Source organism: Marinobacterium alkalitolerans (assembly GCF_017776525.1).
GTDB lineage: Bacteria > Pseudomonadota > Gammaproteobacteria > Pseudomonadales > Balneatricaceae > Marinobacterium > Marinobacterium alkalitolerans.
The window spans coordinates 21413-34236 of the sequence record NZ_JACVEW010000019.1 but is presented as its reverse complement, the minus strand read 5'-3'; the positions used below and the strand labels follow the sequence as shown (position 1 = coordinate 34236).

Below are 12824 nucleotides of genomic sequence, written 5' to 3'. Positions count from 1 at the left end.
ACATGTGTGAGCTGTTGGCAATATCAACCGCAGATCCCGTGCACCTCTCGATCTCACTGGCGCGTTTTGCCCGCCACGGGGGCGAGGAGGGGCCGCATGGGCATGGCTGGGGCCTGGCCTGGTATGAACAGGGAGACTGTCAGCTTATTCGTGAAGCGGCGGCCTGTGCTCAGAGCGATATGGCCCATTGGCTGGCAGGTCGCCACCGGCCATCCAGTCTGTTTATGGGGCATATTCGTCACGCAACCCAGGGTGAGGTGGCCTTGCGCAATACTCAACCGTTTCAGCGTGAGGCGGGAGGTGCCAACCACCTGTTTGCCCATAATGGAGACCTGAACCGGTTTATCTTCAACACCAAACGCTTTCCGAAAGGGGCGTATACCCCGGTGGGGGAGACAGACTCGGAGCATGCCTTCTGCGTGTTGATGGCCCGCATCGCTGCCGTGTGGCAGGACGGTCGTCCCGACCCGGATGTGCGCCTTGCCGTGGTCGCAGACTTTGCGGCGCGCCTCAGACAGTTGGGGCCTGCCAACTTCATCTATTCAGATGGCGAGCTGTTGTTTGTGCACAGCGACCGGCGCCGGCAGGCGGACGGTGAGGTCTCTGCACCGGGCCTTTATTGGCTTGAGGATGCCTGTGGAGACGCCTCCGGGGTTGAAGGCCTGGAGCTGGAGGCGCATGGCCCGGTCAACACCACGCTGATTGCCAGTGTTCCTCTCGACCAGCGTGACTGGGTCCCGCTGCCGGAAGGGGAGGTGCTGATGTTCCGGCGCGGGCAGTTGCTTGAACGCTGTGCGCGTTTGACGCTCTGGCATGAAGCTCAGTCACTGCTGGGTGACTGAGGTACCTCCTGAGCTGTCACGGCCGTGCTGTTCAGCTTGCGCACGGCTTTCTGCAGGATGAGGTTGTTGGGGTAGTGAATGGCCTCACCGTTATCCATCTGAATATGGATATGGAACAGGCTGATCTCGGAGATAACGCCCGTTATATCATCATCCTTGTCCAGCACCTTGATGCGATCCCCAATACGATAGGGGAAGGCGAAGAATATGATGATGCTGCCCGTTATGTTGCTCAGAATGGACCACTGGGCAAACAGGGCAACACCGATAACGGCAAATGCGGATGAAAACAGGATCATCAACTCGGCATAGTCCACGCCCCAGATGATACAGATCAGCATGGTCGTGACGACGACCTGAAGCATGCTGAAGAAACGTTTAACAACCAGTAGTCGACGGGTTGCGACCTGTTTCTGCAACCCTATGCGGTCCAGTATTCTGTGGCTCAACCAGCGGGCGGCGAACAGCGCCATGATGGCCACCAGACTTAATCCAAGCTGAGTCTCCCACATACAGCGTTACTCCCTAGCGGATACATTCAACCAGATATGCCATCTCAGGATGGCTGGTGATGGGCTTCTTGAAACTTTCCGGCAGGAAACGGGGCGGTTCAATCAGTCCGCGTGCCAGCAGGTCCTGCAGCAGCGATAAATAATTGAACCCGGTTTTGCCGATATACAGTGCGCTGATGTCACCTTCGCGCCATAACCGCAGTGCCTGACGAAAACCGCTCAGGTAAAGGTGGTCCTTGGTAAACCCGCCTCCGCGGTGAACCCGCGCGGTAATTTTGAAGGCTTCCGTGTGGCTGCAGCCGTGATCCTCGACCAGCAAGCGCCAGGTGCGGCAGAAGTCGCCATGGCGCAGCATCTGATCCACGGCCACGACACGCAGTGCCAGCGTCTTGAGGCGTTTAAGCGTCAGATGGCCGCACAGGTATTCACTCAAGATCGCCAGCCCTTCCTGAGCATGCGTATTGCCCGGCATCCCCAGGCTGAAAACCTTGAGTGGCTGAGCGGCGGCATTCAGAGAGGTCACCATGTGCACGCCCAGTTCGTGATGCGCCAATGCATGCATCTCCGACTGGGTCGCACGGGTGTCCCGCTTGACCATCAGGGTCTTGCGGCCACTGCTGACCATGGCCTGGGCGAGAATGCGGTCAGACAGCTCAACCTTGCAGTCAAGGCCCCAGTCCTGTGCCAGCTTCTCAAAAAAAGGCTTCATTTCCTGAGCGTTGAACATTTCGACGCCCTGTTCCGATGAGCGTTCAGCCGCATGCAGCAGAAAGCGGGCGTTGGCGAGGTCTTCTGCCGTGGGCTCACCGTAGTAGCGCAGTGAGTTGTAGAGGAATCGATCGGTACCGATGCTGACCAGCAGGTCGATACGTTCCGCGAGCGTATCGATCACATCCCGATAGAGCTGGCGCAGCGAGGGATCTCTGATTTCATCCACGGACAGCCGGTAGAGCCGCTCACGGTGCAGGTAAGGGTCGATCTTGAGCTGACGGTAATGAAACTGAGGCTGGTACTGTCCCGGCTTGCGCATGAAGCGGCGCTCTTCCCGTGCCAGGTTGGTCGGGTTGATATACAGCAGGGTTTCCAGCCCGCGTGCGAGCTTCTTCAGTGCATGATCAACCTTTAACACCTCCTGAGGCAGCTGGCGCGGCATCAGGTCAAGGCCGGATACCGGTCGTGGACCTGCATCCGTGGCCAGGGCCGCCGCCCCTTCATACAAGCTGTCATGCAGACCGTGGCAGAGAGCGTCTGTCATGATCGGGTAGAGTGCCTGGTTGGGGTCGGTGAAAACAGGTGCCACGTTGAGCGTCAGCATGCGTGTGGCACGGTGATGCTGTTTGATATGCCGGTGCAGCTGATTACCACTGTCGGGCGCCTTGCCGGTCTCGCACTGGCTTTCAAGGTGCGGCAGTTCAACCCCCTCCAGCGTTTCCCGGGTGCGGTCGATGATGTCACCCTGATCAGGGGTATGGCTCAGCAACTGGAAAACCGGCGGGGGCTTGGCCTGAAAGCGGTTCAGGTCTACCAGCAGACAGTGACCGAAGCCTTCTTCCAGAACACTGAGCAGCGCATCCAGAACCGTATAGAACTGCCGATGTAAACGCAGTGCCCGGCTGCGCATCGCCTTGGTCGGCGGCAGTCGCCAGAGCGCTACGCCTTCAAGACGTTGTCGCAGACAGTTGGCAGGCTGTGAATGCAGACTGCAGCCGAGGCGGGACTCGCGTGCGACCAGTGTTATGGGCAGCAGGTCTGCCAGACGGTCAACCTGCCGATGCTCAAGCTCAAGCCGCGTCGGCTCGTCAATGGCAAGCCTGTCGACCTGCTCGTCAGGCAGGTGCGTGCCTGCACGCAGACTGGTGCAGACCAGTGGGGTGTACTCGCTGATGCGTACTTCCAGGTCACTGCCACGTACCTGACAGTGGATCGGTTGCCGATCAGCGATCAGGCTTAACAGCCGTGCTTCAGACAGCTTGCGCATCTTGCACCACCTTCCGGAAGTTACAGTTGTGTGGGTCCACCATCGTACGGGCCTCGTGCATGGTAGCAACGGAATCGACAGCCTGGCGCTGCAGGCGAACGGGGTTATGCTGTTTGATCTTCAGAGTAACGTCCTTGTGGTTAATGCCGTTCAGCGCTTCCATCCTGATCAGAGTGATGTCTGTGTCGGGCCAGGTCTGGTTCCGGCGTATGGGGAGCCGGATGCACCTACACTCGAGCGGGCACCTCGGGACAAGGGATTTGCATTGGACGCCAGGAGCACTGATTTGACAATCTTTATTACTCCCCTGAAACATCATATTTCTCATCATTAATGGGGAGTATAGTGCAGTTAATTCATGTTGCCTGGCGTCTGGCGGCCGCTTCCAGCAGGGGCTGAACCAGTGCGCGTACATCCGTTTCGCTTTGGCACAGGCGTGTACTTTCCAGCAGCGGCTTCAACTCACTTCGGTTTACAGACCGGATCAGGTGCTTGATGCGCGGGATGTTGTAGGCACTGAGGCTCAGGCAGTCATATCCCATCGCCAGTAACAGCAGTACAGCCGCCGGGTCGGAGGCCATCTCGCCGCACAGTGAGGCGGGCAGCCCCAGTGCCTCACACTGATCATGGATCTGCTCCAGTGCAACCAGCACGGCAGGGTGCAGGTGATCGAACAGGCTGGCAACACGCGGATTGTTCCGGTCGACCGCCAACAGATACTGGGTCAGGTCGTTGGAGCCAATGGAAACGAAGTCGATATAGGGTGCCAACCGGGGCAGCAGCAGCATGGCAGACGGCACTTCAATCATCATGCCGATCGGCGGCATGCCAACGCGGACACCTTCCCGCTCCAGAGTGCTCAGGGCCTTTTCGACGTGCCGGCGAAAGCCCTGGATTTCATCAATGCGACTGACCATGGGCACCAGCAGCTTGAGGTTGCCATACTCGGCGTTGGCTCTCAGCATGGCCCGGATCTGGGTGATCAATAACTGGGCGTTATCCAGCGAAAAACGAATACCGCGCCAGCCCAGGTAGGGGTTGGTTTCACTGATATCGAAATAGGGCAGCTGCTTGTCACCGCCGATATCCAGGGTGCGCATGCTGACGGGGTGAGGAGCGTACGCCTGCAGGACCTTGGCATACAGGCTGTACTGTTCCTGCTCGGTCGGAAAGCCGTCATGAATCATGAAAGGGATCTCCGACCGGTACAGGCCAACCCCTTCAGCGCCGCGCTGCAAGCCGGGTGTTGCATCCGCCAACAGGCCCGTGTTGGTCAGCAGGCAGACCCTGAAGCCGTCACGGGATACGGCGGGCTCGTCCCTCAGCCGCTCCAGGTCCTGCATGAACCGCTGCTCTTCATTGATCATGCGGCGATATTCGTGCAGCAGGGGAGCCGGCGGGTTCAGTACGCATTCGCCACGGTGGCCATCGACAATCATCTGGGCGTGGGTGTGCTGCTCGGGCTCGAAGTTCTCAAGCCCCATCACGGCCGGAACCCCCAGTGCATTGGCAACTATGGCTGTATGGGAAAGGGTCGAGCCACGGGTGCATACAATGCCGTGAATGTTCTGCAGCGGAAATTCGGCCAGATCCGCGATGCTGATCAGTTCACCAGCCAGAATCAGGTCTGTATCGGGTGGTGTGCGGGAAATACTGTCCCGGGACAGCAGCTGGTTGAGAATACGCTGGCCAATGTTGCGGATATCCTCGCCGCGCGCCTTCAAATAGGGGTCTTCAGAGCTCTGGAACTGCTCGGCCATTCGGTCAACGGTCTGCCGCAGAGACCAGGCGGCGGAATCACCCCGGTTAATGTGTTCACAGCATTCAGTGTGCAACTCAGGGCTGTGCAACATCATCTGGTATACATTGAACAGGGCATGCACATCGGCAGGCAGGTGCTGATCCAGATGACTGGAGCTGGATTCCAGATCGTCCGCCACCGCCTGAATGGCATCCTCAAGCGCCTGGGACTCACTGGCCGGGTCGGAGCAGGTCCCTTCGACAATCTGATCGAGCGATACATGCGGTCGGACTGGCCACAGCGTGCCCATTCCGATGCCCGGCGCCCCTTTCTGACCTTTCAAGCGGCGATACCCGGTGCTGGCGTGTTTGCGCTCATACCAGTCGCCACGGCTTTGCAGGCTTGAAAGAGTGCCCGCCAACTGCGAGGCAACCGTGATCATGAAGGCCTCAGTCTCCTGCGAGAAGGGAACGCGCTCACGTCCCTGAATCACCAGAACGCCCACCAGCTTGCGCAGGTGCAACAGCGGCACACCCAGGAAACGGTGGTAGGGCATTTCATGGGTTTCGGGGATGAAGACAAATCGATCATCGGTGGGGGCATCACCAAGATTCAGGGTGCTGAGACTTGACGCGATATGGCCCACCAGCCCTTCGTCCAGTTGGAGGCGGGCATGTCCAACCGCTTCGCTCGCCAGTCCTTCGGTTGCTGCCAGTATCAGGTGTTGCTGGTCGGGTGTGCAGAGGTAAAGGCTGCACACGTCCACACTCAAGAGCGCGCGCAACTGTTGCACGATTCGGCTCATCATGGCTTCGGGGTTACCGGAGCGGGCAATTTCATCGACAATTGCGGTCAGGGCCTTGAGTGAGGGTTGCTGCATGAATAATTCTCATCAGGGGGTACGAGTCAATCTGATGCTTGCACACTCCTGAGTTCAGGGCAATCCTGCTGCAAAGAAAGGGAAGGGGTGTCACTCACTTCGGACGCTTGTGTTACTCTTTGTACATGAATCAGATGCCATCACATTCTCAGGCACTCAAAGTCTCTGCCATCTGTCAGTCGGACATTGTGTCAGTCGAGCTGCACCAGCCGTTGTCCCGTGCGATCAGTTTGATGGCCGAGCGGCACATCGGTTCAGTCCTTGTCACTCATGGACGTGAGGTATGCGGGCTGCTGACACGCCGCAAGACCATGGAAGAGAGCCTGAAAGAACCGGCTGCGGAAGTGGTCACCCGGGCGATGCTCGACCGGGTGCTGCAGGTCGATGCGTCACTCAGCGTCGATGAGCTTGGTCTTGAGCTGATCAGTCAGGACATCAGTCACGCAATCGTGATGGATATCAACGGACATCACCTGGGCATCGTCAGTCAAAGTGATGTGGTCAATCATCACGGTCTGGAGCATGACCTTTTCCTCAGGTCACTGGAGGAGGTCACCAATTTCAATGTCCTGCGCTTCAGGGGCAGTTGCTGTCTTCGAGATGCCATCGAGCGCATGCGCAGCATGCAGTACACCGCTGTTCTGGTGGGCAGTGAGGATGAAGGCTGGCAGATCATGACGGAAACCGATGTCATTCGGCACCTGTCAGGCCGCACGCCCCTGCATACGCCGCTGTATAAGCTGGGACTGCCGGAGCTGATGGCGGTTGATGGTGCCGTTAGCCTGTTCAATGCGCGCCGCTATTTCAAGGAAAACGGATTCAGGCATATTGGCGTGCGTGACAGTCACGGCAGTATTGTCGGTCTGGCCTCCTATTCAGACATCCTGCGCAGTGTCGAGCTGGATTACATCTACCGCCTGCGCGAGCTGCTGGATGACAAAAGCCGGGCCTTGCGTCAATCCGAACATAATCTGCAACTGATCGAGCGCGTTATTAACGCCTCGCACGAAGGCATTGTCATTACGGATGCCAACGGGCGAATTCAGAGTGTGAACCCGGCATTTACGGCCATCACCGGATATGAAGCCTGGGAAGCCCTAGGGCAAAACCCGAGCATGCTGAGTTCCGGGCGACATGACAAAGTCTTTTATCAGCACTTGTGGGCGGCACTGGCCGAGAACGGCAACTGGCAGGGTGAGATCTGGAATCGCCGCAAGGACGGAAGCGTATACCCTGAATGGCTGAGCATAACGGCCATTGAGAACGATGCGGGTGATGTCTGCCAATATGCCGCCATTTTCCATGATCTGACCGAAAGCAAAAAGTCTGAGGCGCGCGTCAAGCGTCTTTCCTGGTTTGATTCGGTAACAGGTCTTGCGAACCGTCGCCTGTTCAATGATCGTTTACAGATTGCACTCAACTACAGTGCGGAACACGCTTCTTGCGGGGCGCTTCTGGCTCTGGATCTGGACTTGTTCAAGCAGTTCAACGACCGCTTTGGCCATCAGGCCGGTGATCAATTGCTGAGAATGGTAGCCGAACGCATCGAGTCCACCCTTGAAGAGCAGGGGACGGCAGCACGCCCCTCCGGCGATGAGTTTTACATACTGCTGACCGAGGTCCGTCAGTATGAAGATGTGAACCAATATCTGAATCGTTTGAGCAAGGCGCTGACGCAGCCGTTCTGGCTGGAAGAGCAGGAAGTCAAGGTTCGAACCAGTATTGGGATCGCGCTGTACCCCGATGATGCCAATCAACCGGATGGCCTCATTCTGGCGGCTGAGTCGGCATTGCACTTTGCCAAGGAGATGGGGCGCAACAGCATCGCCTTCTATCAGCCGCGGCATCTGGATGACCGTCAGAGCCGCTACAGGATTGCCTCCGTGCTGCATCAGGCGATCGAGCAGGAGGAGTTCAGCCTGGTCTATCAGCCGCAGGTCAGTTTGAAAGATGGCCAGCTGGTCGGGGCGGAGGCCTTGCTGCGCTGGGACAGCAGTACGCTCGGTAAAGTCACGCCTGACCGGTTTATACCGGTGGCCGAAGATACCGGCATGATTGATGAGATCGGTGCCTGGGTGCTGGATGAAGCCGTGAGTGAGCTTGCCCGCTGGAACCGGATGGGTCACACGCTCAAAATGTCGGTGAATGTATCGGCACGGCAATTTCAACGTTCGGAAGTTGCCGATCAGGTGCTGGCTGCACTGGAGCATCATGCGGTGGCACCGGAACAGTTGGTGGTGGAGCTGACCGAAACCAGTTTCATGCACAGTGCCAGTGCAACCGAGCGTGAGCTGGTGCGGCTGCGTGAGAAAGGGGTCAGAGTCGCCATCGATGACTTCGGTACGGGGTACTCCAGCCTGAGCTATATCCGCGAAATGTCGCTGGATCTGCTCAAGATCGACCGAAGTTTTATTCAGCCCATCCCGCACTCCGAAACGGATCGCAACCTTGTCAAGGCGATGATCGACATGAGCCACGCCATGGGCCTGGCAGTAGTCGCGGAAGGGATTGAGCAGTCGGAAGATCTGGAAATCCTCAAGGAGCTGGGATGTGACCAGGCACAGGGGTATTATATTGCCCGCCCGATGTCGGGTGAACTCATGCGAGAGTGGATTGAGCGCGATGGTTGCTGATATCGCTTCGGCTTTGAAAGAGGAGCAGGATACACCGTGAAAAGTTACATCTTTGCCACCGACAATGACAGAGGCGGCGTGATTCTGTGCGATATCGACACGCTGGAAGATGCAGTCGTCTATCTGCAAAACCGATTCAAGGGTGTGGTGCGCGTAGAGCAGGGGCGTCGTTACTGGACCCCTGAGGAAGGGTTTGATGAACTGGACCCTGTCAAACCAGACTTGCCAGTGCCGGATTGAAAACGGGCCACCTCAGGGTGGCCCGTTTGCGTTAGCGAATGCGCTGCCGGCGCTGTGCGCCTCTGGACTCGTCCTCGACCCGAACACGCAGTGGCTGCGGGCGAGCGGAATGCTTCACGGCAGCAGCCATGGCTACTCCCAGTGCGATTAACGCTGTCATCACGGTGATGGTCATCAGCATGTCGTGGTTCTCCTGTTCAGCTCAACATTCGACAGCCACTGTCTTTCAGTGTTCCCTTCTATACGCGGTTTGACGGCAAAAGGTTCAGCGAATATCAGAACCAGTCATCACGGCGCTTCCGCCTGCGCGGAAGGTAGGGCACGATCAGGCCCAGCACGACCCCGCCAAAGGCGATCAGCCCGCCATAGGTCAGCCAGCGCATCAGGTTACTCTGGTCCATATTGTTAATTGTGGACTGCAGATCACGAATTTCAATCTGCAGGTCACGGATTTGTCCCGTATAGCCGCTACTGGCTTCCTTGAGGCGGGCGAGTTGAGTATTCAGCTGCTCAATGGTTTCAGCCTGCTCGGCAATGGTCGTGCGGCTGTCAGCCAGTGCCTGCTCCAGCTCTGGCAGCTTGAACAGTTTGCTTTTACCCTCCGCAACAAACTGTTCAGGCAGCCAGCCGGTGCGGCCGCTTTCGGTTTTGATCTGAATATAACCGGTGGAGCCATTCTGCCCCAGAATTTCAACGGGTTCACCACTGTTGATACGACCGGTAATACGGTATTCGTTACTGGGACCGCCGTGGAAAAACACATAAACATCATCGGCGATATGCCCTTGTTCAGCCCAGGCCGGTGCGGAAAGCCCCAGCAGCGTTGTAAGCAACAAAATTTTTTTCATGGTGTGTCCAGCAGCAAACTAACAAAAGAATGATTTTACACGACAAACACTTTATCGTTTAGGAGCTGTCCTGCATATGAACGACAGTCGAATTTAACGCTTCCATTTCGAGGATCAAAGGGAGTTATCATGGAATCCTTCTCTCAAGACTATATTCTGCCTTGGGCGATTAATATCGGTATGGCGCTTGCCATTTTCGTTATTGGTCGCTGGGCGGCGAAGCTGCTGATCAATATACTGGCCCGCGTACTGCGCAAGACGAAAATGGACCAGATGCTGGTCAATTTTGTTACGTCAATAGCACATGCGCTACTGCTGTTGTTTGTGGTTGTTGCAGCCCTGGGTGAACTTGGGGTGGATACGACCTCTCTGATCGCCTTGATTGGTGCGGCCGGTTTGGCGATTGGCCTGTCTCTGCAGGATTCGCTGAAGAACTTTGCGGCAGGGGTTATGCTGATTGTGTTTCGCCCGTTCCGAGAAGGTGACTTTGTAGAAGCGGGTGGCGTGAGCGGCATCGTAGAACATATTACTATTTTCAACTCGGTCTTCCGTACCGGTGACAACCGAGAGATCATTCTGCCCAACGGCAAGATCTACAACGACAGCATTGTGAACTACTCCAAGCGGGATACACGCCGCGTGGATATGGTGTTCGGCATCGGCTATGGCGATGACCTTCAGAAGGCCAAGCGTATCCTGCAGGAGATTCTGGAGCAGGATGAACGTGTTCTGAAGGACCCGGCACCGGTTGTGAATGTAGCGGCGCTGGCGGACAGCAGTGTGAACTTCAATGTCCGCCCCTGGGTCAAGACAGCTGATTACTGGCCCGTGCTCTGGGATACCACGGAAAAGGTGAAGATGGAATTCGACCGCCAGGGTATCAGCATTCCCTTCCCGCAGATGGATGTACACCTGCATTCAGAGCAGAAGGCAGACTGATTCATCAGCTTCGCGTCACGATAGAGGGGTCGGCAGGCCCCTCTTTCAGTAACTGCTGGCGCAGCCCCTCATTTTCCTGCCGCAACTTCTGCGCTTCTATCCTGTAATCGAACACCTGCTGGTACTGGGATTCCAGCTTGGATTCCAGTTGCTCGATTTCGCCCTGCTGTTGATCGATCTTGAGCTGCAGATGTTCCAGCTGGTTCTGCAGGTCATCCAGCATCTCAAAGCCGCGACTGTTGGGGTCTTGCGCCTTGTCAGGGTGAAAGCGGTAGGAGCCCTGAAGTTCATTGACGATATGACTGTACAGGGCCGTCAGGTCCGAACGCTCACGGTCGGTGTAGCGGATATTTTCTTCGATGGCGGTATGCGCACTGGCGGCACCGATGGAGCCGGCCAGAACCTGCTCAAGCATCCGGTGGAACTCCATCAGCTCCACGACGGAAATGTGGCTCTTGTCGTAGACCTGCAGGTCTTCCGCGATACGATTCACATTATGCTGAGCCTTGTCCTCGCCCAGGTAGCGTTTGAGCAGGTGCTCCGCTTCGACCAGCTTGGGGGCCAGTTCAATGTAGGCGTTCAGCCCGGTTGGGCGGGCTTTCTCCTGGGTGCGCAAAGTACGTGCGGTATAGAGGAACTCGGTTGTGAGGGTGCGTTCCTGTTTTTGCGGCTTATACAGCAGTGATCCGAGCACATACAGCGCCGTGTTCAAGCCCAGTGACCAGAAGGTGGCATGAGGAATATGCGGCAGTTCAACCCCGAACAGGCCGCCCGGGCGCAGCCATTCGATGCCAAAGGGGCCCTGCGTCAGAATCTGTACCGGCAGCCAGCCTTCATCCACCCAAGCCGGGATGATCAGCGTCCAGCCCCAGACGCCAAAGCCCGCTGCCAGCCCGAGCATGGCACCCATGCTGTTGCCACGGTTCCAGAACAGGCCGACCAGGGCGGCAGGTGCGAGCTGAAGGGTGGCCACAAAGGAAATCATGCCCACGGCAACCAGCATGTTGGTATCGGTCAGCAGTCGAGCGAGCAGCAGGCTGCCAAACAGAATGATGGCCACCAGTATCCAGCGAATCTGCAGCAGCCAGGTTCGCATCCAGGCCAGGTTGGTAAAACGCTCGCATATGGGCAGCAGGAGGTGGTTTGAAACCATGGTGGCCAGGGTCATGGTGGTAATGATGACCATCCCGCTGGCTGCCGCGAAACCGCCCACAAAGGTCAGCAGGGTGATGACCGGCTGGTCCAGGAACTGAGGCACCATCAGCATATAAAAGTCGGCGGAAGCCCGTGGCAGGCCCAGAATCAGGCCGGCGGCAGCGACCGGAATCACAAACAGGGTGGCCAGCAGGGTATATATCGGAAACACCCAAAGGGCCCGGCTCAGGTGGCGTGGAGAGACGTTTTCAACCACGCCGACATGGAACTGGCGTGGCAACAGTTGAACGCCGACAAAGCTGAGGATGATCAGGGTAATCCAGTGAATGCCGCTGCCTTCGCCACCCATGCTCAGCAGGTGATCAAGGTTGAGGTCGCTGATTTGCAGGATGACATCAGCGGGGCCATCAAAGAACTGATAGGTCACGAACACCCCGATTACCAGCATGGCGATGATCTTGACCAGGCAGTCGGCGACCAGTGCAAGCATCATCCCCTGATGGCGCTCGGTCGGGTCCAGCCGCCGCACACCAAAAATGATGGTAAAGACCGTCATCAGGAAGGTGATGAGCAGGGCGGATGAGCCCCAGTGGATACCGCTTGCGCTTTCATGGGTGATGATACGGAAGGAACGGACGACCGCTTCAAGCTGCAGGCTGATATACGGCAGCAGCCCCAGCAGAACAGTGATTGTCACCAGTGCGGCAATACGTTGGGAGCGCCGATAACGTGTCGATATGAAGTCGGCCACGCTGGTGATACGGAACGTCTCCTTGACCGCGATCATGCGGCGCAGGGTCAGCTTCCAGAAAAACAGTGACAGGAGTGAACCGGCGTAGATGCCCAGATAGAGTAGACCGGATTCGGTAGCGAAGCCGACACTGCCATAGAAGGTCCAGCTGGTGAAGTAAACGCAGAGAGACAGCGCGTAAATGGTCGCCGAGTTGATCGGGCGGCCGTTGCGCGTCCGGTGCTCACCCCATTGCGCCAGCCCGAAGAGGATACCGATATAGGCAACAATGACCAGAATTACGCTTAGTGGCGAAAACATCCAGG

10 protein-coding genes are annotated in these 12824 nt (G+C 57.2%); 4 read left to right on the top strand and 6 right to left on the bottom strand.

The genetic code is table 11. The features are described from left to right. The first annotated feature begins 2 nt into the window (after positions 1-2). A complete protein-coding gene (locus H9C73_RS12230) occupies positions 3-842 on the top strand; it encodes a class II glutamine amidotransferase (RefSeq protein ID WP_209288111.1) in 840 nt (279 codons plus the stop codon). On the opposite strand, the gene H9C73_RS12225 is transcribed toward H9C73_RS12230, so the two are convergent. From H9C73_RS12225 to ptsP, 3 genes are all read right to left on the bottom strand, one after another. Next, a complete protein-coding gene (locus H9C73_RS12225) occupies positions 821-1354 on the bottom strand; it encodes a mechanosensitive ion channel domain-containing protein (RefSeq protein ID WP_209288110.1) in 534 nt (177 codons plus the stop codon). The genes H9C73_RS12230 and H9C73_RS12225 overlap by 22 nt on opposite strands. 13 nt (positions 1355-1367) lie before the next feature. Further along, on the bottom strand, positions 1368-3332 hold the full coding sequence (locus H9C73_RS12220; protein ID WP_209288109.1) for a flavohemoglobin expression-modulating QEGLA motif protein: 1965 nt from the start codon (positions 3330-3332) through the stop codon (positions 1368-1370). Between the two features lie 356 nt (positions 3333-3688). Next, complete coding sequence (gene ptsP, locus H9C73_RS12215) at positions 3689-5953, bottom strand: phosphoenolpyruvate--protein phosphotransferase (RefSeq protein ID WP_209288108.1); 2265 nt, start codon at positions 5951-5953, stop codon at positions 3689-3691. A 134-nt stretch (positions 5954-6087) separates the two neighbouring features. Here ptsP and H9C73_RS12210 point away from each other — a divergent pair, with 134 nt between their 5' ends. Together H9C73_RS12210 and H9C73_RS12205 are read left to right on the top strand one after the other, a co-directional pair. Next, positions 6088-8586 carry an EAL domain-containing protein gene (locus H9C73_RS12210; RefSeq protein ID WP_209288107.1) on the top strand — a complete coding sequence of 833 codons (2499 nt, stop codon included), beginning with the start codon at positions 6088-6090 and terminating at the stop codon, positions 8584-8586. Between the two features lie 36 nt (positions 8587-8622). Continuing rightward, positions 8623-8826, top strand: a complete 204-nt coding sequence (locus H9C73_RS12205; RefSeq protein ID WP_209288106.1) for a hypothetical protein — start codon at positions 8623-8625, stop codon at positions 8824-8826. A gap of 31 nt (positions 8827-8857) precedes the next feature. Here H9C73_RS12205 and H9C73_RS12200 read toward each other — a convergent pair whose 3' ends face one another. Beyond that, positions 8858-9007, bottom strand: coding sequence for a hypothetical protein (locus H9C73_RS12200; RefSeq protein ID WP_209288105.1), 150 nt, complete (start codon positions 9005-9007; stop codon positions 8858-8860). A 94-nt stretch (positions 9008-9101) separates the two neighbouring features. Further along, the gene (locus H9C73_RS12195) at positions 9102-9674 is read right to left on the bottom strand and encodes a TIGR04211 family SH3 domain-containing protein (RefSeq protein WP_209288104.1); all 573 of its coding nucleotides are present in this window, start codon (positions 9672-9674) and stop codon (positions 9102-9104) included. Between the two features lie 129 nt (positions 9675-9803). On the opposite strand from H9C73_RS12195, the gene H9C73_RS12190 reads away from it, so the two are divergent. Beyond that, a complete protein-coding gene (locus tag H9C73_RS12190; RefSeq protein ID WP_209288103.1) occupies positions 9804-10613 on the top strand; it encodes a mechanosensitive ion channel family protein in 810 nt (269 codons plus the stop codon). Between the two features lie 4 nt (positions 10614-10617). Here H9C73_RS12190 and H9C73_RS12185 read toward each other — a convergent pair whose 3' ends face one another. Beyond that, a complete protein-coding gene (locus tag H9C73_RS12185; RefSeq protein WP_209288102.1) occupies positions 10618-12819 on the bottom strand; it encodes a hypothetical protein in 2202 nt (733 codons plus the stop codon). Positions 12820-12824 lie beyond the last annotated feature (5 nt).

Excerpts from the sequence above, each read along its gene's own strand:
- H9C73_RS12230 (WP_209288111.1), top strand. The coding sequence starts at position 3 with ATGTGTGAGCTGTTGGCAATATCAACCGCAGATCCCGTGCACCTCTCG.
- H9C73_RS12225 (WP_209288110.1), bottom strand. The coding sequence starts at position 1,354 with ATGTGGGAGACTCAGCTTGGATTAAGTCTGGTGGCCATCATGGCGCTG.
- H9C73_RS12220 (WP_209288109.1), bottom strand. The coding sequence starts at position 3,332 with ATGCGCAAGCTGTCTGAAGCACGGCTGTTAAGCCTGATCGCTGATCGG.
- ptsP (WP_209288108.1), bottom strand. The coding sequence starts at position 5,953 with ATGCAGCAACCCTCACTCAAGGCCCTGACCGCAATTGTCGATGAAATT.
- H9C73_RS12210 (WP_209288107.1), top strand. The coding sequence starts at position 6,088 with ATGCCATCACATTCTCAGGCACTCAAAGTCTCTGCCATCTGTCAGTCG.
- H9C73_RS12200 (WP_209288105.1), bottom strand. The coding sequence starts at position 9,007 with ATGCTGATGACCATCACCGTGATGACAGCGTTAATCGCACTGGGAGTA.
- H9C73_RS12195 (WP_209288104.1), bottom strand. The coding sequence starts at position 9,674 with ATGAAAAAAATTTTGTTGCTTACAACGCTGCTGGGGCTTTCCGCACCG.
- H9C73_RS12190 (WP_209288103.1), top strand. The coding sequence starts at position 9,804 with ATGGAATCCTTCTCTCAAGACTATATTCTGCCTTGGGCGATTAATATC.
- H9C73_RS12185 (WP_209288102.1), bottom strand. The coding sequence starts at position 12,819 with ATGTTTTCGCCACTAAGCGTAATTCTGGTCATTGTTGCCTATATCGGT.